This window comes from Telluria aromaticivorans, assembly GCF_013003915.1.
In the GTDB taxonomy this organism is placed as follows: Bacteria; Pseudomonadota; Gammaproteobacteria; order Burkholderiales; family Burkholderiaceae_D; genus Telluria; species Telluria aromaticivorans.
The window spans coordinates 848701-872321 of the sequence record NZ_JABAIV010000001.1 but is presented as its reverse complement, the minus strand read 5'-3'; the positions used below and the strand labels follow the sequence as shown (position 1 = coordinate 872321).

The window sequence follows — 23621 nt, the reverse complement described above, 5'->3', positions numbered from 1 at the left end:
AGAAGAAGTGCAGCCAGCCTGCCGCGCTTTACTCCCGGGCGCGACGGTTTTGTGGCGAAGCGGGCGCCCCATGGGGCGGGCCGGATGGCTGCAGCGCGTCCATCACCGCCTGGCGGAACTGGCGGCTGCAGGGTACGCGCGCGCTGCTGCGCAGCACCAGCTCGCAGTCGCCCTTGTCCAGCGGGACGATGCGTTCGATGCAGCCCCAACGCACTGCCGCGCGCCGATGGCAGCGCACGAAGGCGGGACCGATCCGTTCGAGCAGGCCGGCAAGGGTCTGGCGCAGCAGCGGGGCGTCCCCGGCGGTGTGCAGCACGACGTAATTGTCGGCAGTCTCGAGCCACTCGATTTCATCCACCGGTACGATCCGCGTGGCGCCGCGCTCCGTGACCAGCAACTGGCGCGGCGGCATTCCGGCAATGCCCGGGCTGGCGTCCGGGCGCGCCTGGCGCTCACGCAGGCGCTCCAGCGCGCGCCGCAGCCGCAGCTGGTCGAAGGGCTTGAGCAGGTAGTCCACGGCGCCGGCATCGAAGGCGCGCAGCGCATAGGCGTCATAGGCCGTCACGAACACCACCTGCGGCGCCGGCGCGGGCAGCGAGGCCGCCAGGTCGATGCCAGACAGCCCCGGCATCTCGATGTCGAGCAGCAGGGCATCGGGCCGGAAGGCGGCCAGCATCGCCATCGCCTCCATCCCATCGCCGGCCTCGCCGATGGCCTCGATGCCGGGTTCGAGCGCCAGCATCCGGCGCAGGCGCGCGCGCGCGGGACGTTCGTCGTCGACGATCAGGATGCGCATGGGACCCTCAATTCCGCGCGCACGCCGGCCGGCGCGAGCTGGGCCAGTGCAATGCCGGCCGCATCGCCATGCAGCGCGGCCAGGCGGGCGCGCAAATTGGCCAGCCCGATGCCCGGCTCGCCACCGCTGAGGGTGCCGGCATCGTCCTCGACCCGCAGCACCATGCTGTTCCCCTCGCGCAGCGCGCTCACCGTGATATGGGTCGGCTCGCGGCGCCGCTCGACCGTGTGCTTGAAGACGTTCTCCAGCAGCGGCTGCAGGCTGACGGCCGGCAGCGGCACCTCCAGCACCTCGTCGGCGACCTGCCAGACGATGCTCACGCGGCCGTCGAAACGCTCCTGCATCACGCCGGCATAGCCCTGGGCCAGGCGCAGCTCCTCGGCCAGGGTCGCTTGCGTGCGTTCGCCCAGCGCCAGGGTTGCGCGCAGCATGTCTCCAAGGCGCACCAGCATGGCGTCGGCCCGCGCGACGTCAGTATGCATCAGCGAGGACACCGTATTCAGGGCGTTGAACAGGAAATGCGGCTGCATTTGGCGCGCCAGCGATTGCAGTTGCGCTTCGCGCAGCAGCGCATTGGCTTGCTCCGCGCGCAGGCGTGCACCGAGCAGCTCGCGGTAGGACAGCAGGCCGAAACCGATCACGGTGAACAGCCCGATGAAGACGGTGACCTTCAGGGATTCGTACACGAACACCTGGGGCCAGGCCTCGTGCTCATAATGCGCGCCGGCCAATGCATAGACTGCGTGGCGGATGCCGAAGACCAGCGGCACGAACGTGATCCAGTAGAAGGGGAGCAGCAGCGCCTGGCGCGCGAACCAGCGGGCCGGGGTGGCGATCAGGGCGTCGTGGCGCGCGCCCACGCGGCGCTGGACCATCAGCAGGCCAGTGGCGACCAGCGCCGACGACAGCTCCCACAGCACCGGCTGCCAGTAGTCGCTGCCGCCATCGCGCCGGTAGTCCTCGACGGCGACCAGCACCATCAGGGTCCAGAACAGCAGCCAGGCCATGGCGGCGGCACGCTTGCTTCGGTTCGTGTTCATCGGCGCAGGGCGTATTGGCTGGAATAGATGAGCGATGATCGGCCATCTGCCGGTGCTTGTCAAAGCGCCCCGCATGGAGGCACCCCGGCGCTTAGTTGCCGCCCTCGTCGGCATGGCCGGCCCGTTCGGCATCGATCCCTGCGCGCATTGCCGCCACCGACCCCATGTAGTCGGCCACCGTCGCATCCGGGCTGGCCCGCACTTGCGGCGGCAGCAGCACCGGCATGTACAGTTCGTCGGCGGTGCGTCCATGGCGCTGCTCGTTGGCGATCAGGACCAGGCTGGAGCCCACCAGGGCGGCCACGGCGCACAGTGCGCGCAGGCGCCGCCGCAGCGGCGGGCGGATGGTCGCGAGGTGGAAGTAGATGATGCCGGCGACGGTCGCCACCGCCGCATGCGAGCCGTAGCGGGTGAGCCATTCGAACGAGCCGGCATAGGCCACCACGCTGGCCAGCAGCCGCACCCCGACCAGCGCGGCCACCCCGCAGCCGAAGATGAACAGGTGGCGCCCGAGGCGCGCATGGCGCCCGAACAGGCGGTTGAGGAAGGCCCACAGGCTGCTCCACAACAGTGCCGCGCCGATGCCCCAGGCCGGCGCCTGTACGTAGTACAGCAGCTCGAAGGGCTGGGCATCCAGCAGCCAGGCCACCAGCAGCGCCACCAGCGCTGCCAGCAGCACGCCGGCGGCGCCCGGCAGCAGGCCTTCCCAGCCGTGCATGGTGCGATCAAACATCTCGGGCGCCACCGGGAACCCGGCCGCGCGCACCCGCAGCGAGGTATGGCCCATGCGCACCACCGTGTCGCCTTGCATGACCACCTGCTGCACCCGCCGGCCGGCATGCACCACGCCGTTGCGGCTGCCGAGGTCGCGCAGCACCAGGGCGCCGCTTGGGTCGGCGTCGATTTCCACGTGGTGGGCCGCGGCGTAATCGTCGTCGACGATGAAGTCGTTGTCGTAGGCGCGGCCGACCCGGATCGGCAGGCGCGCGGCCCGGTAGCGGTGCAGCACTTCGCCGTTCCGGGCCAGCATCTCGATGGTCCACGGCCCGGCATTTGGCTCCATCCCCGGCCCGGTCATCGGCGCAGGTTGCGCCCGAAGGCGCCGAGGAAGGCGCGCGTGACGCGCATGCCGTTGTCGTAGGAGACGCCGGAGATGTCGAGCCGGCTCTGCAGGCTGGACTCGGCCGCATCGGTGCTGGCGGTGAGCAGCGTGAAGTTGTACAGGCCTTCGAATTTGCGGTAGGCGCGCACGCAGGTCACGGCGCGCAGCGGCAGGGTGCGGGTGTGCACGAAATGCTCGGTGCAATGCGGCTTGGTCAGGCGCGCGTCGCCGGCGCCGCGCGGCTGGTCGGTCTTGAACAGGCGGCTGGCCAGGGCCGCGAAGGGCAGCGGGTGTAGGTTGTCGGAGCGGATGTACTGGTGGGTCATCGACACGTGCCCGGTCTGCTGGGCCGCCGACACGTAGACCGCCGCTTCCATCGCGCAGCTCATGGCGTCCGAGGTATAGGCGGTGGCCGCCTTCACGTTCGACTTTCCCCAGCAGCGCAGCTGTCCCGACTCGCGCACCGGCACCAGGTAGGGGCCCATGCTCTTGATGGCCAGCGGTTCTTCCAGCAGGCGGTCGACCATGGCGCGCTGGTGGGTCAGCAGCTGTCCGGCGATGACGGGGTTGAAGTCCTTCGGGGGGCGCAACTGGGATTCGACCTTGCGCAGCAATTCCTGCGCATACTTCACCGGCACCAGAAAGCTCACCGACTCGCCGTCGCGCCGCTTCGAGACGTTGACGCCGGCCACGGTGCCGCTGCCGGTCACGCTCGGCCCGCCGCTCATGCCGGAATTGATGGTGCCGCTGAAGATCAGCTGGTCGTAGAAGCTGCGTGTGACCACGCCGTTATACGCGCCTTCCGAGATCGCGAAGCCGAGGTCGAGCGGATTGCCGAGCGAGTACAGGCGCTGGCCCTGGTTCAGCCGCAGCGGGCGTTCGCGCACCTTGAAGAAGCCGCTGCCCTTGCGGCCGACGCGCACCACGGCCAGGTCGTGCAGTACGTCCACGGCCATCAGTTCCACCGGGCCGCTGTTGCCGTCGGTGTCCACGAATTCGGCGGTATAGACGTCGGGGTCGAGCGCCAGTTGCGACACCACGTGGTAGTTGGTCACGACCAGGTTGCCGGTGCCGACCAAAAAGCCCGAGCCGACGGTGGACTGGGTGCGCCCGTTCTTGAGCAGCATGCGGATCTGCAGCAGGTCGCCGCGCGCCGACGCATATAAGTCCTGCGCGGCCGACGAGGGCAGGGGCAGGGCATCCTGGGCATCGACTTCGCCGGGGGCGGGAGCGGACGGGGTGACGCCCGGCGGCGCCGAAGGCGGCAGGTGGGGAGGTGCGACTGGCGGCGTGGCGGCTGGAAGGGTGGCCGGGCTGGACGCCCGCGGGACGGTCGGGCCCGCGCCCGCCGCGGGTCGGGCCGGCCGGTTCGCTTGCGCCGTGACCGCACCGGCTGCGAGGCAAGACAAGAGCAAGGCAACGGTGATCCGTTTCATGCATCCCCTTTATGGCAAGACGAAGCCCTATCGTGGCACCAAGCAGGCAGTGCGAGCGCGCGTTAGGGGCGCGCGGGCCTTCAGGTGGCGCCGGGCTCCGCGACCGTGGCCGGGGTCATCATGTGACCGAGCTTGGCCTGCTTGGTGTCGAGGTAGCTGTTGTTGAAGGCGTTGCGGTTGACCAGCAGCGGCACGCGGTCGGCGACGTCGATGCCGAGGCGGGTCAGGGCAGCGATCTTGCGCGGGTTGTTGGTCATCAGGCGCAGCGAGCGCACCCCGAAATGGGCCAGCATCGGCTGGCACAATTCGTAGTTGCGGGCGTCGGCATGGAAGCCGAGCTGCAGGTTGGCCTCGACCGTGTCGGCGCCTGCTTCCTGCAGCCGGTAGGCGCGGATCTTGTTGAGCAGGCCGATGCCGCGGCCCTCCTGGCGCAGGTAGAGCAGCACGCCGCGCCCTTCCTCGGCGATGCGCTGCAGCGCGCCTTCGAGCTGGGCGCCGCAGTCGCAGCGCTGCGAGAACAGCACGTCGCCGGTCAGGCATTCGGAATGCACGCGCGCCAGCACCGGTTCGCCGTCCTTGACGTCGCCCAATACCATCGCCAAATGCTCCTTGCCCGTGGAGTGCTCGACGAAGGCATGCAGCGTGAACTGCGCCCACGGTGTCGGCAGGGCGCACGAGGTGACGTAATCGAGCAACTGGTCGTTGGCGGGCAGGGGTGGCATCGCAGGCATGGCGTTTCTCGTGGTTGGAGCGTGTTGCTGTAACCGTGTAGTTTACCGGAAATCCGCCCCAGCCGTGCGCCGGCCCCGGCCGGGGCTCCTCAGAGGGTGTGAAAAAACCATGAATTTTTCACACCATCTCAGCGCCGGCGGCGCAGCGGGTCGAGCAGGCTGCGCAGGTCGTTGTGGTCGAGTTCGTACATCAGGGCGAGCAGCTGGCCCAGTTCGCCGTGCGGGAAGCCTTCGCGGGCGAACCAGCCGAGATAGTGGCCGGGAAGGTCGGCAATCTTGCGCCCCTTGTACTTACCATAGGGCATGTCGCGTTCGAGCAAAAGGGTGAGGTGGTCGGTGTTCATCGTGCCGCACTTTAGCAAAACCCGGGAACGTTGTAGCATTTGGTCGACCGGGAGGAACAAAATCATGGAAACCGAATTCGACCTGGAGCGCTTCGTGCAGGCGCAGGCGCCGGTGTACGGCACGGCGGTCGCCGAACTGCGCGCCGGCCACAAGCGCACGCACTGGATGTGGTTCATCTTTCCCCAGATTGCCGGGCTCGGGCAGAGCGAGATGGCGCGCCGCTATGCGCTGCGCAATGGCGACGAGGCGGCGGCCTATCTCGAGCATCCGGTGCTGGGCGCCCGCCTGCGCGAATGCGCAGCCATCGTGGCCTCCCTCGACGGCCCCACGGCCGACGACATCTTCGGCCACCCCGACACGCTGAAATTCCGTTCCTCCATGACGCTGTTTGCCGACGTGGCGCCGGACGAGGCGGTGTTCCAGGCCTGCATCGACAAATATTTCGACGGCGAGCCGGACGACGAGACGCTGGCGCGCCTCTGAAGATTCAGCCCGGCTGGCCCATGCTGGCGAGGATCGCCTCCAGCCGTTCGAGGTCCACCGGCTTGACCAGGTGATGGTCGAAGCCGGCCGCCATGACCTGCGCGCGTTCGCTGTCCTGGCCGTAGCCGGTGATGGCCACCAGGGTGGCGCCGGCGGTCGCAGGCTCCGCGCGCAGGCGGCGCGCGAGTTCCTTGCCGTCCATCTCGGGCAGGCCGATGTCGAGCAGGCAGGCCTGCGGCGCCATGCTGCGCGCGCGCTCCAGTGCCGCCAATGCCCCGTGCTCGACCTGCACCTCGTGGCCGGAGGCTTCGAGCAGCATGGCCAGCGTTACGGCCGCATCGACGTTGTCGTCGACCACCAGGATGCGCAGCGCCGTGGAGGCCGGTGCCGCGGGCGGCTTGCCGGCGGGCGCATCGACACCTCGCCCGGTGCCGGCCAGGCAGGGCAGGCAGGCGAAGAAGCGGCTGCCTTTTCCTTCGCCCGCGCTCTCGCAGCCGACCGCGCCGCCGTGCAGCTCGACCAGGCTCTTGACCAGGGCCAGCCCCAGTCCGAGGCCGCCGAGCGAGCGGTCGGCGCTGCGCTCGGCCTGTGCGAACAGGTCGAATACGCGCACCGTCAGTTCGGGCGCCATCCCGATGCCGTTGTCGAGCACCTCGATGCAGGTCCGGCCATCCTGCACCCCGGCGCGCACCTCGAGCTTGCCGCCTTCCGGGGTGTATTTGGCGGCGTTGTTGAGGAGGTTGGCGACTACCTGCACCAGCCGCTTCTTGTCGCCCATGACAAGGGCCGCGTCGATCGGCAGCGCCACCGACAGGTCGTGGCGGCGCGCCCGCACCAGCGGGGTCGCCTGTTCCACCGCATCCTGCAGCACCTCGCGCAGGTCGAGCGGCGCCAGGTCGAGCTGCACCAGCCCGCGGGTGACGCGCGAGACGTCGAGCAGGTCGTCGATCAGGCCGGTCATGTGCCCGACCTGGCGCGCGATGATCTGGCTGGTGCGGCGCACCAGCGCTTCGTCCGGCTTCATCCGCTGCAGCAGTTCGGCCGCGGCGCTGATCGGCGCGATCGGGTTGCGCAGTTCGTGTGCCAGCATGGCCAGGAACTCGTCCTTGCGGCGGTCGGACTCGCGCAGCTTTTCCTCGGCCAGCTTGCGTTCGGTGATGTCGCTGGCCGCGCCGATCCATTCGCGCGCGTGGCCGTCGGCGCCGAGGATCGGCACCGCGCGCGACAGGGCCCAGCCCTCGGCGCCGTCGATGCGCCGCACCCGGTGTTCGAGTTCGTAGACGCCGCCGGTGCGGATCGCTTCCTGCACCGCCGCATGCACGCGCGCCTGCTCGTCGGACGGGATGTAGTCGGTGAGCCAGAACGGGTGCGGGCCGGCGCTGTCCTTCAGGAAGCCGCGGCCGTCGAGCTCGCGCAGTTCGGTCCAGTCGGCATTCATCCGGTACACCACCTGGCCGGCCGTGGTCAGCGCGCGGAACCGGTTTTCGCTTTCGCGCAGGGCCCGCTCCGAGCGGATCTGCTCGGTCACATCCTTGGTGGTGTGGGCGATGCAGATGATGTCGCCATCGGGGCCGAACACGGCGGCGCTGTAGGCGCTCCAGAATTTTTCTTCGAAGACGATGCTGCCGTCGGGGCCGTGCACGGGAATCGGATAGCGCTGCACCGGCAGGGTGTCGGGCTGGCCGGTAGCGCGCACCCGCGCCAGCGAGGCACGCAGCTCGGCTTCATTGGTGCGGCTGGCCGGGTCGTCCGGATTGGAGGGGAAGGCCACGAACAGGCTCGTTCCCAGCAACTCATCGCGCCTGCGCCGCGATGCGGCCAGGAAAGCGTCGTTGACCGCAAGGATGATGGCCTCGGGGTTCGCGGAGAGCAGGTACTTGCCGATGGGCGAACTGTTGAAGGCCGACTCGAAGACGGATGGTGGGAGCATGGTGTGGTCGCGTGCGTGCCAGTGAGCGAATGGTCAGCAGGCATTATAGGAGACTTATGCTAATAAATGGCGTAAGTGCAACCCGCAAACGTGCAGGCGCCGGCGCCCCGGATCCGTCCCGCATGCGCACCTGGCGCCATGCCGAAGCGTGTTGCGTATAATTCAGCGTCAGTTCGTTCATCCATTACCAGAAAAATACAACTCATGGCTTCTTCCGACAACATCAGCATGGCGGTGTTCTGCGACTTCGAAAACGTCGCGCTCGGCGTGCGCGACGCCAACTACGAAAAATTCGACATCCGCCCGGTGCTCGAGCGCCTGCTGCTCAAGGGCAGCATCGTCGTCAAGAAGGCGTACTGCGACTGGGACCGCTACAAGGCCTTCAAGGCCCCCATGCATGAAGCGAATTTCGAGATGATCGAAATCCCGCATGTGCGCCAGTCCGGCAAGAACTCGGCCGACATCCGCCTGGTGGTCGATGCCCTCGACCTGTGCTACACCAAGTCGCACGTCGACACCTTCGTCATCATCTCGGGCGATTCCGACTTCTCGCCGCTGGTTTCCAAACTGCGCGAAAACGCCAAGCGCGTGATCGGCGTCGGCGTCAAGCAGTCGACTTCCGACCTGCTGGTGGCGAACTGCGACGAATTCATCTTCTACGACGACCTGGTGCGCGAAGTGCGCCGCGTCGCGGCCAAACGCGACGAGCGCAAGGCCGCCCCGCAGAACAACCGCCGTCCGACCGACGACAAGCGCAAGGAAGAACTTGAGGCGCGCAAGGTGCAGGCGCTCGAGATGGTGGTCGAGACCTTCGACGCCTTGACCTCGGAGCGCGGCGACACCGGCAAGATCTGGGCTTCGCTGCTGAAAGATACGCTCAAGCGCCGCCGTCCGGACTTCTCCGAAACCTATTACGGTTTCCGCACCTTCGGCAACCTGCTCGAAGAAGCGCAGACGCGTGGCCTGTTCGAATTCGGCCGCGACGAGAAATCCGGCACCTATGTCTTCCGCAGCGCGAATGCGCCGTTGGCGATGCCGGCGCCGGAGCTAGTCGTGGTTGCAGATGGCGACGACGAGGCGGGTGCGCAGGGCGACGAGGGCGATGCAGCCGTCGAGGCCAGGCCGGAACCGCGCCGCCGCAGCCGTGGTGGCCGCAGCAAGGGCGCCGGACGTGGCGAGGCAGCGGAACAGGCAGCGCCTGACGCGGTCGAGCCGGAGCCGGCCGAGCAGGAGGCGGAGCTCGCCGAACCTGTGGAAGCCAGGCCGGAGCCGCGCGGCCGCGGCCGTGGTGGACGCAATAGTTACCGTGGTGCGGCAGCATCCGCGGCGCAGGATGTGGCTGTGCCGGAGCCGGACGAGGTGGAGCCTGCGCCTGTGGCGCCGGCAGCGCTCGAAACCGTAGAAGCGCTCGGGGACGCGGCCGGGGCCGACGCCAAGTCGGCGGCCAAGGAACGCCGCCGCGCACCGCGCAAGCCGGCGGCACGCAAGGGAGCTGCTGCAGTTGCAGAAACGGCTCCGCCACCAGCCGAGCCGGTGCCTGCACCTGCGCCGGTAGCCCGGGCCGAGGCAGTCCCGTCGATGGCCGACGATGATTTCGACGACGATACCAGCGACGATGTCGATGGCAACGTCGCCGAAGGCGCCCCTGTGCGCAAGAAGTCCGCGCGTCCGGCACGCAAGCCGGCGGCGCGCAGCGCGGCGCCGCGCGGGCGTCGTCCGGCGAAGGCGAAGGAGTAATCTTTCGCGGCTGCGGTACGAACTTGGGGGGAATAACGCCAGTGGCGTTGTTCCCGCCTTCGCGGGAAGTCATTTCTGCCAGTGGCAGGAAAGACGGTTTTAAAGGTAACGGAGGAAACGAGCTAACGCTTTTCTGCCGCTACTTTCAAGACCGTCGTACCTGCCACTGGCAGCTACGACTTCCGGCGAAGGCCGGAACCCAATTTTGCAAGCGCACCGTTTGCCCATGCTGCTTCCTGCATACTCCGCACCTCACAATGGATTTTGACGCACCCCGTGCGCCACCCCCACGCTCCCAATGTGATAATGTCATCGCCCACCCACCCGGGCTGACGGGGCATCCGCCCCGCACGACGTGAAGCCACTGGAGCCAGCCATGCGCATATTTGCCGCGGTTTCTTCTGCAGTCCTGGCCTTCCCCTTGCTCCTGCCGGCGCCCACCCACGCCGCACCCCCGTCCGACCATCCCATCCTCGGCATCTGGAAGCTCAGCCTGCCCGACCTCAGCTGCTCGGAAACCTACCGCTTCCGCGCCGACGGCACCACGCTCGTCACCAGCGCCGAAGAAGTCTCCGAAAGCCAATACCGCATCCCCGACAAGCCCAGCGCCAAGGGCTTCTACCGCCTGGACGACCAGATCACCAGGGACAACGGCAAGAAAGACTGCTCCGGCGCCGTCATGAAAGTCGGCACCAAGGCCACGAATTTCATCCGCTTCCACCCGTCCGGCGCGCTGTTCCTGATGTGTGCCGACGAAACCATGGAGACCTGCATCGGGCCCTTCCAGCGGGTGCAGGGCGAGGAAGCCTGAGCTGGCAGGCTGTTGTCAGGCCCAGGTGGCATTCCCGGTGACAACGCTTGGGTGTATATTGCTGGGCGAAACGACAACTGCATTGGAATTCCATGTCACCGGTACTACTGTTCTGCATCCTCATCGGCTATTTCGCGCTCCTGCTCGCCGTCGCCTGGGCCACCTCCCGCAACGCCAATAACGACAGCTTCTTCATCGGTAACAAGAGCAGCAACTGGATGCTGGTCGCCTTCGGCATGGTCGGCACCACGCTGTCCGGCGCCACCTTCATCAGCGTGCCCGGCGCCGTAGGCAACGACGCCTTCGGTTACGCCCAGATCCTGATCGGCTATGTGTTCGGCTACATTGCCGTGGCCTATATTTTGCTGCCGCTGTACTACCGGCTCCAGCTCACCTCGATCTACCATTACCTGGACGTGCGCCTCGGGCGACGCGCCTACCAGAGCGGGGCGGGCTTCTTCATCATCTCGCGCCTGCTGGGAGCTACCGCGCGCCTCTACCTGGTAGTAAACATCCTGCAGGCGATCATCCTCGACAGCCTGGGCGTGCCGTTCTGGGGCACGACCCTGGTCATCCTCGGCATGATCCTGATGTACACCTACCAGGGCGGGGTCAAGACCATCGTCTGGACCGACACCCTGCAGACCACCTGCATGCTGTTCGGCCTGTTCGCCTGTGTCTGGTTCCTGCTGGGCGAACTGGGCATGTCGATCCCGGAAAGCCTGAACCAGATGCAGTCGCAGGGCTTATCAACCATCTTCACGCTGGATTTCGACAGCCCGAATTTCTTCCTGAAGCAAATCGTGGCCGGCATCTTCATCGTGCTGACCATGACCGGCATGGACCAGGAAATGATGCAGAAGACCATCTCGGTCAAGACGCTGAAGGATTCGCAGAAGAACCTGCTGACCCTGACCGCCGTGCTGGTGGTGGTCTTGATGAGCTTCCTGTTCCTGGGCGGCCTGCTGTATTTATATGCGCCGGTAGCAGGCGTGACCGCCACCGGCGACAAGATCTTCCCGGCCGTGGTGATGGGCCACTTGCCTGCCACCGTGCAGATCATCTTCTTGATCGCGCTGATCTCCGCGCTGTTCCCGAGCGCCGACGGCGCCATCACCGCGCTGACTTCCTCGTTCTGCATCGACCTCCTCGGCATCAAGCGCCGCACCGACATGACGGAAGCTGCCAAGGAAACCCTGCGCCGCCGCGTGCACCTGGGCTTTGCCGCCGTCTTCCTGTTCCTGGTGATGGGCTTCAAGCTGGCCGACAGCCCGAGCATGATCGTGGTCATCCTGAAGCTGGCGGCCTATACCTACGGGCCGCTGCTGGGCCTGTTCGCCTTCGGCATGCTGACGCGCCGCTCCTTGAGCGACCACCTTGTCCCGTTCATTACGATTGGCGCGCCGATTCTTTGCGCGCTCCTTGAGTACAATCAGGAACACCTGCTCGGTTCTTACCGCCTCGGGCTGGAATTGCTTATGGTAAATGGCATACTCGTGTTTGCCGGCCTGTACGCGATTTCGCACAAGGAAAAAGCCGGGAGTGCCGCGGTAGCGGCCTGAGTCGAACAAATTTACTGACCTGTGGAGTGTTAATGGCTTTTAAACCCTTTAGTGCGCTGGGACGCGGCTTGCGCATGGTGTGGAACGCGGTCGATTTCACTCGTCGCACAGTGATGAACTTGCTGTTCCTGCTGATCGCGCTGGTGATCCTGGTCGCGGCCTTCTCGGGCGGCGTCAAGCCGATCGGCGACAAGAGCGCCCTGGTGCTGGAACTGAAAGGCGACCTGGTCGAGCAGCACGAATCGAGCTTCCAGGACACGCTGCTCGACAGCGTCGGCGGCGACAGCAAGCGCAGCGTGCGCCTGCGCGACGTGCTGAACGTGCTCGACGAAGCCGCGAAGGACAAGAACATCACCACCGTGGTCCTGCTGCTCGACCAGATGGACGGCGGCGGGTTGGCGATGCTGCGCGAAATCGGGGCCGGCATCGACCGCGTCAAGGCATCCGGCAAGAAGGTCATTGCCTGGGGCGGGATGTACGACCAGAAGCGCTACCTGGTGGCCTCGCACGCCGACGAAGTCTATGTCCACCCGATGGGCATGGTCATGATCGAAGGCTTCGGCGGGCGCCGCAACTACTACCGCGACGCGCTCGACAAGCTGGGCGTGACCGTCAACCTGATCAAGGTCGGCACCTACAAGAGCTTCGCCGAGCCGTATATCGCCAACGGCCCGTCCGAGGCGGCCCAGGAAGCCGACAGCTTCCTGTACAACGCGCTGTGGCAGGACTACACCGCGCAGGTCGAGAAGAACCGCAAGCTCCCCGCCGGCACGGTCGCCAAATGGATCGAGACCCTGCCGCAGCAGATGGAAGCGGCGGGCGGGAATGCCGCCAGGGTGGCGCAGAACGTGAAACTGGTCGACGGCCTCAAGACCCGGGACGAGGTCCGCGAGATGCTGGTCAAGCGCGGCGTCTATGACGAGGGCATCAAGTCCTTCCGCCAGGTCGGCTACCACGACTACCTCGGACGCCACCCGCAGAAGCCCTTCGGCGATGCGGTGGGCGTGATCGTCGCCTCGGGCAACATCACCGAAGGCAGCAGCGCCCCGGGCGTGGTCGGCGGCGTCACCACCGCCAACCTGATCCGCCAGGCGCGCGAGGACGAACAGGTCAAGGCCATCGTGCTGCGCGTCGATTCGCCCGGCGGCAGCGCCTATGGCTCGGAACTGATCCGGCGCGAGCTCGAACTCACCCGCGCCGCCGGCAAGCCGGTGGTGGTGTCGATGGGCAGCGTCGCGGCCTCGGGCGGCTACTGGATCTCCATGGCGGCCGACGAAGTCATCGCCGACCCGGCCACCATCACCGGCTCGATCGGCGTGTTCACCATCCTGCCGACCGCGGAGAAGGTGAGCGACAAGCTGGGCATCCACACCGGCGGCTATACAACCACCTGGCTGGCCGACGCCTACAACCCGCTGCGCCCGATCGACCCCCGCTTTACCCAGCTGATCCAGAGCAGCATCAACCACGTATACAGCGAGTTCACCACCAAGGCCGCGGCGGCGCGCAAGACCACGGTCGCGAAGATCGACGAAGTGGGGCAGGGCCGGGTCTGGACCGGCGCCCAGGCCAAGGAGCGTGGCCTGGTCGACCGCCTCGGCAACTACCGCGATGCCCTGAACTCGGCGGCCAAGCGCGCCAAGATGGGCGCGGACTACCGCGTGGCCTATGTCGAGCGCCCGATCAGCAAGGTCGAGCGCTTCCTGAACATGATGGGCGCGTCGACCGTGCAGGCGGTGAACATCCAGGTGAAACTCGGCCTGATCGATGCAGCGCTGCCGGCCGGTCCGGCTGCCCAGGTGATGCAGGACATGGCCTTCCTGAAAGAGGTGGCGGACGGGCGCAAGCCGTTTGCCGCCGTGACGCACTGCCTGTGCAGTACGCCTTGATGCAGTATGTAGTCAGTTTGTAACTGGTTGATACAGGAAAGACGACGGGTGCGGAAGCGATTCCGCACCCGTTTTTCGTTTACGCCCCGGAAGTCCGGCCATCGGTGTAAGTCCGTGTGAAGCCTGCCCCACTCTTGTAACAAGAGGGGTCGCGCAATGTACGTTACGAAACATTTGAACGCAGGGTAGCGTGCTAACCTTTTCTCATCCGTATTGTACGAATTGCATTCTGGCCAAAATAACAAGGATGAGCATGGAGTCCAACCCTTCCCCCAAGTCTGCCCTGACCAGCCCGCCGCCGGTTCCACCCACGGAGCAAAAGCGCAAGAAGCGCCTGCTGGGCACCGTCATCGCGGTGCTGGCGATGATCGGCCTGGCCGCACTGGCCTGGTACCTGACCCACCGGCCGGCCGGCGGTGCTGCCGGCGGCGCCGGCGGTCCACCCGGTGCAGCGGGGCAGCGCGCGGCCGGTGGCGGCGGGCCGGGCGGTGGTGGGGGCGGAGGCGGACGCGGTGGGCGCGGCGGCCAGGCCACCACGGTCGGCGTGGCGACGGCCGAGCTGCTCGACATCCCGGTGAATATCGATGCCCTCGGTACGGTGGCGGCTGCCGCGACGGCCACCGTTCGGCCGCAGGTGTCGGGCGTGCTTCAGAGAATCAACTTTACCGAAGGCCAGATGGTGCGGGCCGGGCAGGTGCTGGCCACGGTCGATCCGCGTCCCTTCGAGATGGCCCTGCTGCAGGCGCGCGGCCAGCGCCAGCGCGACGAAGCCCAGCTGGAAAGCGCACGCCTGACGCTGTCGCGCTACCGCACTTTGCTGGACCAGGACTCGATCGCGCGCCAGGAAGTCGATACCCAGGCGGCGCTGGTCAAGCAGCTGGAGGGTACCGTGATGACCGACCGCGCCTCCGAAGGCGTGGCCCAGCTTAATCTCAGCTATACCCAGGTGAAATCGCCGATCGCCGGGCGCGTCGGCCTGCGCACGGTCGATATCGGCAACCTGGTCGGCAGCGGCGACGCCAACGGCATCGCCGTGATCACCCAGCTCGCGCCGATCGACGTCGAATTCGCGGTGCCGCAGGACGGCGTGCCGGCGCTGCAGGGCCGCATCGCGCAGAACGTGAAGCTGCCGGCCATCGCACTGGACCGCACCCGCACCACCACCCTGGCGTCGGGCAGCTTCATCGCGCTCGACAACCAGGTCGACGTCCAGACCGGCACCGTGCGCGCCAAGGCCCGCTTCACCAACACGGACAACAAGCTGTTCCCGAGCCAGTTCGTCAACCTGCGCCTGCAGCTGGACACCATCGACGACGCGGTGGTGGTGCCGGTAACGGCGTTGCGCCATGGCGCCACCGGCGACTTCGTGTACGTGCTCAATGCAAAAGACAAGACGGTCTCGCAGCGCGCGGTGACGCGCGGGCAGGCGACCGTGGACAAGATCCAGATCGCGACCGGCTTGACGGTGGGCGAGCAGGTGATCACGGAAGGCGCGGATCGCTTGCGCGATGGCGCCAAGGTGACCTTGCCGGGTGATCGGCCGGCTAGTGCGCGCGGCGCGGGCGAGGGAGCAGGGCGGGGCGAAAGCCGTCGCCAGAGGCAGGGAGCGCAGCAATGATAGCGGAAACCGTAGGGTGGGCGGGTCTCCCGCCCGCGCGTTCAAATTACATGTACTTTGACGCGGCCTATGCCACTGCTCATGCAAACTCAGGTTCCGGCCTGCGCCGGAAGTCATGGCCGCCAGTGGCGGGCATGACAGTCTCGGGAGGAAGTGAATGAATCCTTCTGCCCCGTTTATTCGCCGCCCGGTCGCCACGGCCCTGCTGATGCTGGCCATCGTCCTGGCCGGCATGGTCGGCTACCGCTTCCTGCCGATGTCCGCACTGCCGCAAGTCGATTTCCCGACCATCCAGGTGCAGACCCTCTACCCCGGCGCCAGCCCCGAAGTCATGGCGCGCACGGTCACTGCGCCGCTGGAGCGCCAGTTTGGCCAGATGTCGGGCCTGACGCGCATGAGTTCCACCAGTGCCTCCGGCGTCTCCGTGATCACCCTGCAGTTCGGCCTCGGCCAGACCCTGGACGTGGCCGAGCAGGAAGTGCAGGCCGCGATCAACGCCGGCGGCTCGCTGCTGCCGACCGATTTGCCGGCGCCACCGGTCTACGCCAAGGTGAATCCGGCCGATGCGCCGGTGCTGACCCTGGCGATCACCTCAGACTCGCTGCCGCTCACCGAAGTCCAGAACCTGGTCAACACGCGCCTGGCGCTGAAGATCAGCCAGGTCTCGGGCGTGGGCCTGGTCTCGCTGTCGGGCGGCCAGCGTCCCGCGGTGCGCATCCAGGCCGATACCGAGGCGCTGGCCTCCTACGGCCTGGGACTGGACACCCTGCGCAGCGCCATCACGGCGGCCAACGCCAACAGCGCCAAGGGTAATTTCGACGGCCCCACGCGCTCGTACGCGATCAATGCCAACGACCAGCTGGTGACCGTCCCCGACTACAAGAACCTGATCGTCTCCTACCGCAATGGCGCCCCCGTACGCCTGCAGGACGTGGCGCGGGTGGTCGACAGCGCCGAGAACGTGCGCATCGGCGCCTGGGCCAATTTGAAACCAGCGATCATCCTGAACGTGCAGCGCCAGCCGGGCGCCAACGTGATCGCCACCGTGGACGCCATCAAGGAGCGCCTGCCCGAACTGCAGGCGGGCTTGCCAAGCTCGGTACGCATGGATGTGCTGAGCGACCGCACGGCCGGCATCCGCGCCTCGGTCCATCACGTGCAGCTGGAGTTGCTGCTGGCCGTGGTGCTGGTGGTGCTGGTGATCTTCGCCTTTTTGCACAGCATCCGCGCCACCATCATTGCCAGCCTGGCGGTGCCGATCTCGCTGATCGGCACCTTCGGCATCATGTACCTGATGGGGTACAGCCTGAACAACCTGTCGCTGATGGCGCTGACGATCGCCACCGGCTTCGTGGTCGACGATGCGATCGTCATGATCGAGAACATCGCGCGTTATATCGAAGAAGGCGAAAAGCCGATGGCAGCTGCCGTCAAGGGTGCGAAGCAGATCGGCTTCACCATTATTTCGCTGACCGTGTCCCTGATCGCGGTGCTGATCCCGCTGCTGTTCATGGGCGACGTGGTGGGACGATTGTTCCGCGAATTCGCGGTGACGCTGGCGGTGACCATCCTGATCTCGGCCGTGGTCTCGCTGACCCTGGTGCCGATGATGGCGGGCCGCTGGCTCAAGAGCCATGAAGACGAACATCCGGGCAAGCTGGCCCAGAAGACCCAGGCCTTTTTCGACCGCATCATCCAGCGCTATGACGTGGCGCTGGGCTGGGTGCTGGCGCGCTAGGGCCTGACCCTGATTGTTGCCGTGGGCACGCTGGTGCTGACCGCGCTGTTGTGGGCCGCGATCCCGAAAGGCCTGTTCCCGACCCAGGATACCGGCCAGCTGCAGGCACGCCTGCAGGCGCGCCAGTCGATCTCGTACGCCGACATGGCCACGCTGCAGCAGGCAGCCGCCCGCGAAGTGCTGCAAGACCCGGCGGTGGAATCGCTCAGCTCCTATGTGGGCGTGGACGCCGCCAACAACACCATGCTGCATACCGGGACCATGCTGATCAACCTGAAGCGCGACCGCATTGGTGCCCAGGACGAAATCATGGCGCGCCTGCGCGAGCGCGTGGCGAAGGTCGCCGGCGTGACCATGTATGTGCAGCCGACCCAGGACCTGACCATCGATGCCGAAAGCGGCCCGACCCAGTACCGCCTGTCGCTGGAAGGCGCCGACAGCGCCACCGTCAACAGCTGGGCCAGGAAGCTGGTTGCTGGAATGGCCACCCGCGACGAGCTGCGCAACGTGACCACCGATGCCGGCGCGGTGGGCGCGGCCGCCTTCATCGACATCGACCGCGACACCGCCTCGCGCCTGTCGATCACGGCGGCTTCGGTCGACGACGCGCTCTACAGCGCTTTCGGCCAGCGCATCGTCTCGACCATCTTCACCGAGACCAACCAGTACCGCGTCATCCTCGAAGCCCAGCAGGACGAGGCAATGTCGCTCGACGCCCTCGGCAGGCTGCAGCTGCGCACCGGTTCCGGCCAGCCGACGCCGCTGGCGGCGGTGGCGAAGGTGACCGAGCGCGAAGCGCCGCTGCAGATCACCCACGTGGCCCAGTATCCGTCCACCACCATCGGCTTCGACACGGCCGGCGGCACCTCGCTCGGAACCGCGGTGGATGCGATCCGCGAGGCTGCCGAAGCGATCAAGCTGCCGGCATCGGTGACCATGACCTTCCTCGGTGCCTCCGGCGCCTACCAGGCTTCGCTGTCGAACCAGCTGTGGCTGATCTTGGCCGCCGTGGTCTGCGTCTATATCGTGCTCGGCGTGCTGTACGAAAGCTATGTGCACCCGCTGACCATCCTGTCCACGCTGCCTTCGGCCGGCGTCGGTGCGCTGCTGGCGCTGTGGGTGACCGGGCAGGGGCTGGGCGTGATCGGCATCATCGGCATCATCCTGTTGATCGGGATCGTCAAGAAGAACGCGATCATGATGATCGACTTCGCGATCGAGGCCGAGCGCGACGGGGGAAAAAGCCCGCTGGACGCGATCCGCCAGGCAGCGCTGCTGCGCTTCCGCCCGATCCTGATGACGACCCTGGCCGCGCTGTTCGCGGCGGTGCCGCTGATGCTGGGCTGGGGTGAGGGCGCCGAGCTGCGCCGGCCGCTGGGCCTGGCCATCTTCGGGGGCCTGATCGTCAGCCAGTTGCTGACCCTGTTCACCACGCCGGTGATCTACCTGGCCTTCGACCGCCTGGCGCGCCGCAGGACCGGCAAGGGCTCGAATAAGCCGGAAAGGGTAGGCGCATGAATTTGTCGCGCCCCTTTGTCGAGCGCCCGATCGCGACCGTCCTGCTGACCATCGGGATCGCGCTGGCGGGAATTGCCGCCTTCCTGGTGCTGCCGGTCTCGCCGCTGCCGCAGGTAGACTATCCGACCATTTCGGTATCGGCCTCGCTGCCCGGCGCCAGTCCGGAGACCATGGCCTCGAGCGTGGCGACGCCGCTCGAGCGGCGCCTGGGCGTGATCGCCGGCGTCAACGAAATGACCTCGAACAGCGGCAATGGCTCGACCCGGGTCAGCCTGCAGTTCGACCTGAACCGCAAGATCGACTCGGCCGCGCGCGAAGTGCAGGCCGCGATCAATGCGGCAAGGGCCGACCTGCCGGCCACGCTGCGCAGCAACCCGACCTACCGCAAGGCCAACCCGTCCGATGCGCCGGTGATCATCCTGGCGTTGACCTCGAAGACCCGCTCGCCCGGCCAGATCTACGAATCCGTCTCGAACCTGGTGCAGCAGCGCCTGGCCCAGGTAAAAGGCGTGGGCGAAGTCGAAATCGGCGGCGGCTCGTTGCCGGCCGTGCGGGTCGAGCTGCTGCCTTATGCGCTGAATAAGTACGGCGTCTCGAGCGAAGACGTGCGCGCCGCGATCCAGGCCACCAATGCCAACCGCCCCAAGGGTGCGATCGAGGGCAATGGCCACCGCTTCCAGATCTATTCGCAGCCGACCATGGGCAATGGCGGGCGCAGTGCGTCGGATTACCGCGACCTGGTGGTGGCCTGGCGCGACGGCGCCGCCATCCGCCTGCAGGACGTGGCCGAGGTCATCGACGGCGTCGAAAACGTGAACACGCTCGGCCTGTTCAACGGCGAACCGGCAGTGATCGTGCTGATCACGCGCCAGCCGGATGCGAACGTGATCGAGACGGTGGACGGCGTGCGCGCGCTGCTGCCTTCGCTGCAGGCCCAGTTGCCGGGCGACGTCAAGCTGCAGGTGGCCTCGGACCGCACCAACTCGATCCGCTCGTCCTTGCACGAGATCGAATTCACCCTGGTGCTGTCGATCCTGCTGGTGGTGCTGGTCGTGAGCGTGTTCCTGCGCAGTGTGCGCGCCACCATCATCCCGGCGGTGGCGACCATCGTGTCGCTGCTGGGGACCTTCGGTGTCATGTACATGCTGGGCTTCAGCCTGAACAATTTGTCGCTGATGGCCCTGACGGTGGCCACCGGCTTCGTGGTGGACGATGCCATCGTGGTATTGGAAAATACCGCGCGCCATATCGAATCCGGCATGGACCGCATGACGGCGGCCTTGCTGGGCGCGCGCGAAGTCGGTTTCACGGTGCTGTCGATTTCACTGTCGCTGGTGGCGGTGTTCATCCCGCTGCTGTTCATGGGCGGGCAGGTGGGCCGGCTGTTCCGCGAATTCGCGGTGACCCTGTCGGCGGCGGTGATGATCTCGCTGGTGATCTCGCTGACCACCACGCCGATGATGTGCGCCTGGCTCTTGAGGAAGGAAGACAAGGAGAAAAAGCCGGGCCGTTTGGCGCGCTGGTCCGAGAACGGTTTCAACCGGGTGCTGCGCGGCTATGAACATTCGCTCGACTGGGCGCTCGCCAGCAAGGCACTGGTAATGCTGATCCTGGCCTTCGTGGTGGCGCTCAACGTGTATTTGTTTTCGGCGGCCCCGAAGGGCTTCTTCCCGCAGCAGGACACCGGCCAGCTCAATGGCGGCATCCGCGCCGACCAGAGCATCTCCTTCCAGGCCATGCAGGGCAAGCTGCGCCAGCTGGTGAACATCATCAAGCGCGACCCGGCAGTCGATACCGTGGTGGCGTTTACCGGCGGCGGGCGGGCAGGGGGCGGCTTCATGTTCATCAACCTGAAGCCCGTCCGGGACCGGGCAGAGGGCGACACCGGCCAGGCCGTGATCGCGCGCCTGCGCCCAAGGCTGGCGCGCGTCACCGGCGTGTCGATCTTCCTCAACCCGGTGCAGGACCTGCGCATGGGCGGGCGTTCCAGCAATTCGACTTACCAGTACACCCTGAAGAGCGACAACGCGGCCGACCTGAAGCAGTGGGCCACGCGCCTGGCCGAGAGCATGAAGCGCCAACCCTCGCTGGTCGACGTCGATACCGACCAGGCCGAGAACGGCGTCGAGACTTTTGTGACCATCGACAAGGAAACCGCCTCGCGCCTGGGCATCAGCACCCGCGACATCAACAATGCGCTGTACAACAACTTCGGCCAGCGCCAGGTGGCGAATATCTACGATGAGCTGAACCAGTACCACGTGATCATGGGCGTGGCGCAGCGCTATGCGCAGTCGCCCGAAGCGCTGCGCGACGTGTACGTGCCGGCGCGCGGGACCGGGGGCGGGTCGTCATCCGGTGCGGCTGCCACGGCTTCGACCGCCACCACCGCCACCACCGCCACCACGGCCACGGGCACGCCCGCCGCACCCGCCAACCTGACCGCCGCGCGCGACCCGTCGAGCGGCTCGGCCTTGTCCTCCAGCGCGACCACGATGGTGCCGCTGATGGCGATTGCCAGCTTTGCCGAGAGCTCGACGCCGACTTCGGTCAACCACCAGGACGGCGAACTGGCGACCACGGTCTCGTTCAACCTGGCCGAGGGCTTCAACCTCGAAGACGGCCAGCTCGCCGTCAAGCAGGCCGAAGCCGATATCGGCATGCCGACCAATGTGCGCGGCAGCTTCGAAGGCACGGCGCGTGCGGCGAACGAATCGAGCAAGGAGCAGCCGCTGCTGATCCTGGCGGCCATCGTCGTCATCTACATCGTGCTCGGCGTCCTGTACGAGAGCCTGGTGCATCCGGTCACGGTGCTGTCCACGCTGCCTTCGGCCGGCGTGGGCGCGGTGCTGGCGCTGCTGTTGTTCCGGATGGAGTTCTCGATCATCGCGCTGATCGGGGTTTTCCTCTTGATCGGCATCGTGAAAAAGAACGCAATCCTGATCATCGACTTCGCCCTCGAATCCGAGCGCGCGCGCGGCCTGTCGGCGATGGAAGCCGTGCGCGAAGCCTGCCTGCTGCGCTTCCGCCCGATCCTGATGACCACGCTGGCCGCGGCGCTCGGCGCCTTGCCGCTGGCGATCGGCTTCGGCGAGGGCTCGGAACTGCGCCGGCCGCTCGGCATCGCCATCATCGGCGGCCTGATTGCCAGCCAGGTCCTGACCCTGCTCACCACGCCCGTCGTCTACGTCCTGCTCGACAAGCTGCGCACCCGCAAGCCGGACGAGCGCGAGCTGACCCGCCATTCCATCGATGGCGACCCGACCCCGGTAAAACCATGACCTTCATGCAAACCCACCTGCGCTTGCGCCTTACCCTCATCGCCCTCGCGGCTAGCCTTCTGGCAGGCTGCGCCGTCGGCCCGGCCTACCAGCGGCCCACGACGCCCGAACCGGCGGCCTTCAAGGAGATGCAGGGCTGGGTCCCCGCAGCGCCGGCCGATGCGCTCGAGCGCGGACCCTGGTGGCAGCTGTTCGGCGATGCGGACCTGAACGCCCTGGCTGCCGGCGTCGAAGTCTCGAACCAGAACGTTGCGGTGGCCGTGGCCAACTATGCGCAGGCCCGGGCCCTCGTCAGCCAGCAGCGCGCAGCGCTGTTCCCGACCGTGAACCTGGGTGTGGGCGCCGACCGTTCCGGCGTGCGCAACGGGGGCGCGGACAGCGCATTCCGCCTGAACCTCGGCGGCAGCTGGGAGCCGGATGTGTGGGGGCGGCTGCGTGCCGGCGTCACCAGCGCCCAGGCCGGCGCGGACGCGACGGCGGCCGACCTGGCCAGTGCCCGCCTGGCGGCCCAGGGTGAACTGGCGGCGAATTACTTTGCCGTGCGCGCGCTCGACGCCCAGCGCGCACTGCTCGCCCGCACCATCACCGGCTACGAGCGCGAGCTGCAGATCACCCAGAACCGCTTCAATGCCGGCATCGTTGCCCGCACCGACGTGCTGCAGGCGCAGACCCAGCTCGCCAACGCGCGCAACGACGAACTGTCCCTCAGCCGCCAGCGCGCCCAGTTCGAACATGCCATCGCGGTCCTGGTCGGCAAGGCCCCGAGCGAGTTCACGCTGGCCGTCGCACCGACCTGGCGCGTGACCGTGCCGGCAGTGCCGGTCGGCGTGCCAGCCACCTTGCTGCAGCGCCGGCCCGACATCGCCGCCGCCGAGCGCGACGTCGCCGCCGCGAATGCGGAGATCGGCATCGCACGCGCCGCCTATTTCCCCAATATCGGCCTGAGCGGATCGCTCGGCACGGGCGGCAGCAGGGTATCCGACCTGTTCTCGGTATCGAACGCGGCCTGGTCCTTCGGCTTGTCGGCGGCGCAGGCGATCTTCAATGCCGGCGCCACCCGCGCCAGCGTGGCGGGCGCGGAAGCGCGCCACCAGGCCACGGTCGCACGCTATCGCCAGACCGTCTTGACCGCTTTCGCCGACGTGGAAGACCAGCTGGCGGCAACCCGCATCCTGGAACAGCAGCAGGAATTGCGGCGAGTGGCATCGGAAGCTGCCGACAAGGTCGAGCAGCAGATCCTGAACCGCTATCGGGCGGGGCAGGTAAGCTATTCGGAAGTGGTGCAGGCGCAGGCCACGGCACTCGGTGCGCGGCGTTCGCTGGTGCAGGTGCAGGCTGACCGCCAGGCGGCGGCAGTGGCGCTCATCCAGTCGCTCGGGGGCGGCTGGCTGCCGGGAGGCCGGTTGACTGACGCAAGCTTGGAACGGTGAGCGTCGTAGGGTGATCGGCTGTGCCGACCGCGCGTTCAGCCGGTTCCTGCGCCGCCTTGATGCACGCCGGAGCTGAACGCGCGGTCGGGGAACCCGACCACCCTACAACGACCGGCATGTTGCCATGGCGTCTCCAGGCATTGCCCAGACAGACCTTGGGACATGTCGTTTCAC

At 67.0% G+C, this 23621-nt stretch carries 15 protein-coding genes and 1 pseudogene; 9 read left to right on the top strand and 7 right to left on the bottom strand.

Annotation, left to right across the window (positions count from 1 at the left end; genetic code table 11):
• Positions 1–28: 28 nt before the first annotated feature.
• The 6 genes from HGB41_RS03985 to HGB41_RS03960 form a co-directional block, all read right to left on the bottom strand.
• Entirely contained in the window at positions 29–796 is a 768-nt protein-coding gene (locus HGB41_RS03985; RefSeq protein ID WP_171081265.1) for a LytR/AlgR family response regulator transcription factor, read from the bottom strand.
• A complete protein-coding gene (locus HGB41_RS03980) occupies positions 784–1836 on the bottom strand; it encodes a sensor histidine kinase (RefSeq protein WP_171081263.1) in 1053 nt (350 codons plus the stop codon). Before HGB41_RS03980 ends, HGB41_RS03985 begins: the two co-directional genes overlap by 13 nt.
• 91 nt (positions 1837–1927) lie before the next feature.
• Positions 1928–2899 (bottom strand): FHA domain-containing protein, encoded by a 972-nt coding sequence (locus HGB41_RS03975; RefSeq protein ID WP_171081261.1) that lies wholly within the window; start codon positions 2897–2899, stop codon positions 1928–1930.
• A gap of 11 nt (positions 2900–2910) precedes the next feature.
• Entirely contained in the window at positions 2911–4374 is a 1464-nt protein-coding gene (locus HGB41_RS03970) for a S1 family peptidase (RefSeq protein ID WP_171081259.1), read from the bottom strand.
• An 80-nt stretch (positions 4375–4454) separates the two neighbouring features.
• The gene (ribA, locus tag HGB41_RS03965; protein ID WP_212760805.1) at positions 4455–5105 is read right to left on the bottom strand and encodes a GTP cyclohydrolase II; all 651 of its coding nucleotides are present in this window, start codon (positions 5103–5105) and stop codon (positions 4455–4457) included.
• A gap of 128 nt (positions 5106–5233) precedes the next feature.
• Positions 5234–5449, bottom strand: coding sequence for a DUF3820 family protein (locus tag HGB41_RS03960; RefSeq protein WP_171081257.1), 216 nt, complete (start codon positions 5447–5449; stop codon positions 5234–5236).
• Positions 5450–5513: 64 nt separating this feature from the next.
• On the opposite strand from HGB41_RS03960, the gene HGB41_RS03955 reads away from it, so the two are divergent.
• On the top strand, positions 5514–5933 hold the full coding sequence (locus HGB41_RS03955; RefSeq protein WP_171081255.1) for a DUF1810 domain-containing protein: 420 nt from the start codon (positions 5514–5516) through the stop codon (positions 5931–5933).
• Between the two features lie 4 nt (positions 5934–5937).
• Here HGB41_RS03955 and HGB41_RS03950 read toward each other — a convergent pair whose 3' ends face one another.
• Positions 5938–7863, bottom strand: coding sequence for a PAS domain-containing hybrid sensor histidine kinase/response regulator (locus tag HGB41_RS03950; RefSeq protein WP_171081253.1), 1926 nt, complete (start codon positions 7861–7863; stop codon positions 5938–5940).
• Positions 7864–8067: 204 nt separating this feature from the next.
• Between HGB41_RS03950 and HGB41_RS03945 the strand changes: the two genes are divergently transcribed.
• The 8 genes and pseudogenes from HGB41_RS03945 to HGB41_RS03910 all read left to right on the top strand — a co-directional run bounded on the left by HGB41_RS03945 (position 8068) and on the right by HGB41_RS03910 (position 23447).
• Positions 8068–9600: an NYN domain-containing protein gene (locus tag HGB41_RS03945; RefSeq protein ID WP_171081251.1), complete on the top strand. Its 1533-nt coding sequence runs from the start codon at positions 8068–8070 to the stop codon at positions 9598–9600.
• Between the two features lie 376 nt (positions 9601–9976).
• The gene (locus HGB41_RS03940; protein ID WP_171081249.1) at positions 9977–10411 is read left to right on the top strand and encodes a hypothetical protein; all 435 of its coding nucleotides are present in this window, start codon (positions 9977–9979) and stop codon (positions 10409–10411) included.
• Positions 10412–10503: 92 nt separating this feature from the next.
• On the top strand, positions 10504–11973 hold the full coding sequence (locus tag HGB41_RS03935; protein ID WP_171081247.1) for a sodium:solute symporter: 1470 nt from the start codon (positions 10504–10506) through the stop codon (positions 11971–11973).
• A gap of 32 nt (positions 11974–12005) precedes the next feature.
• Positions 12006–13862, top strand: coding sequence for a signal peptide peptidase SppA (gene sppA, locus HGB41_RS03930; protein WP_171081244.1), 1857 nt, complete (start codon positions 12006–12008; stop codon positions 13860–13862).
• A 253-nt stretch (positions 13863–14115) separates the two neighbouring features.
• Positions 14116–15480 (top strand): efflux RND transporter periplasmic adaptor subunit, encoded by a 1365-nt coding sequence (locus tag HGB41_RS03925; RefSeq protein WP_171081242.1) that lies wholly within the window; start codon positions 14116–14118, stop codon positions 15478–15480.
• 157 nt (positions 15481–15637) lie between these two features.
• Positions 15638–18736 (top strand): annotated as a pseudogene (locus HGB41_RS03920) (efflux RND transporter permease subunit).
• Positions 18733–22017, top strand: a complete 3285-nt coding sequence (locus HGB41_RS03915) for an efflux RND transporter permease subunit (protein WP_171081240.1) — start codon at positions 18733–18735, stop codon at positions 22015–22017. Before HGB41_RS03920 ends, HGB41_RS03915 begins: the two are co-directional and overlap by 4 nt.
• The gene (locus HGB41_RS03910; protein ID WP_171081238.1) at positions 22014–23447 is read left to right on the top strand and encodes an efflux transporter outer membrane subunit; all 1434 of its coding nucleotides are present in this window, start codon (positions 22014–22016) and stop codon (positions 23445–23447) included. Before HGB41_RS03915 ends, HGB41_RS03910 begins: the two co-directional genes overlap by 4 nt.
• The last annotated feature ends 174 nt before the right edge of the window (positions 23448–23621 follow it).

Coding starts and splice junctions, on each gene's coding strand:
- HGB41_RS03955 (WP_171081255.1), top strand. CDS start 5,514: ATGGAAACCGAATTCGACCTGGAGCGCTTCGTGCAGGCGCAGGCGCCG.
- HGB41_RS03980 (WP_171081263.1), bottom strand. CDS start 1,836: ATGAACACGAACCGAAGCAAGCGTGCCGCCGCCATGGCCTGGCTGCTG.
- HGB41_RS03960 (WP_171081257.1), bottom strand. CDS start 5,449: ATGAACACCGACCACCTCACCCTTTTGCTCGAACGCGACATGCCCTAT.
- HGB41_RS03970 (WP_171081259.1), bottom strand. CDS start 4,374: ATGAAACGGATCACCGTTGCCTTGCTCTTGTCTTGCCTCGCAGCCGGT.
- HGB41_RS03910 (WP_171081238.1), top strand. CDS start 22,014: ATGACCTTCATGCAAACCCACCTGCGCTTGCGCCTTACCCTCATCGCC.
- HGB41_RS03940 (WP_171081249.1), top strand. CDS start 9,977: ATGCGCATATTTGCCGCGGTTTCTTCTGCAGTCCTGGCCTTCCCCTTG.
- ribA (WP_212760805.1), bottom strand. CDS start 5,105: ATGCCTGCGATGCCACCCCTGCCCGCCAACGACCAGTTGCTCGATTAC.
- HGB41_RS03985 (WP_171081265.1), bottom strand. CDS start 796: ATGCGCATCCTGATCGTCGACGACGAACGTCCCGCGCGCGCGCGCCTG.
- HGB41_RS03975 (WP_171081261.1), bottom strand. CDS start 2,899: ATGGAGCCAAATGCCGGGCCGTGGACCATCGAGATGCTGGCCCGGAAC.
- HGB41_RS03950 (WP_171081253.1), bottom strand. CDS start 7,863: ATGCTCCCACCATCCGTCTTCGAGTCGGCCTTCAACAGTTCGCCCATC.
- sppA (WP_171081244.1), top strand. CDS start 12,006: ATGGCTTTTAAACCCTTTAGTGCGCTGGGACGCGGCTTGCGCATGGTG.
- HGB41_RS03915 (WP_171081240.1), top strand. CDS start 18,733: ATGAATTTGTCGCGCCCCTTTGTCGAGCGCCCGATCGCGACCGTCCTG.
- HGB41_RS03925 (WP_171081242.1), top strand. CDS start 14,116: ATGGAGTCCAACCCTTCCCCCAAGTCTGCCCTGACCAGCCCGCCGCCG.
- HGB41_RS03945 (WP_171081251.1), top strand. CDS start 8,068: ATGGCTTCTTCCGACAACATCAGCATGGCGGTGTTCTGCGACTTCGAA.
- HGB41_RS03935 (WP_171081247.1), top strand. CDS start 10,504: ATGTCACCGGTACTACTGTTCTGCATCCTCATCGGCTATTTCGCGCTC.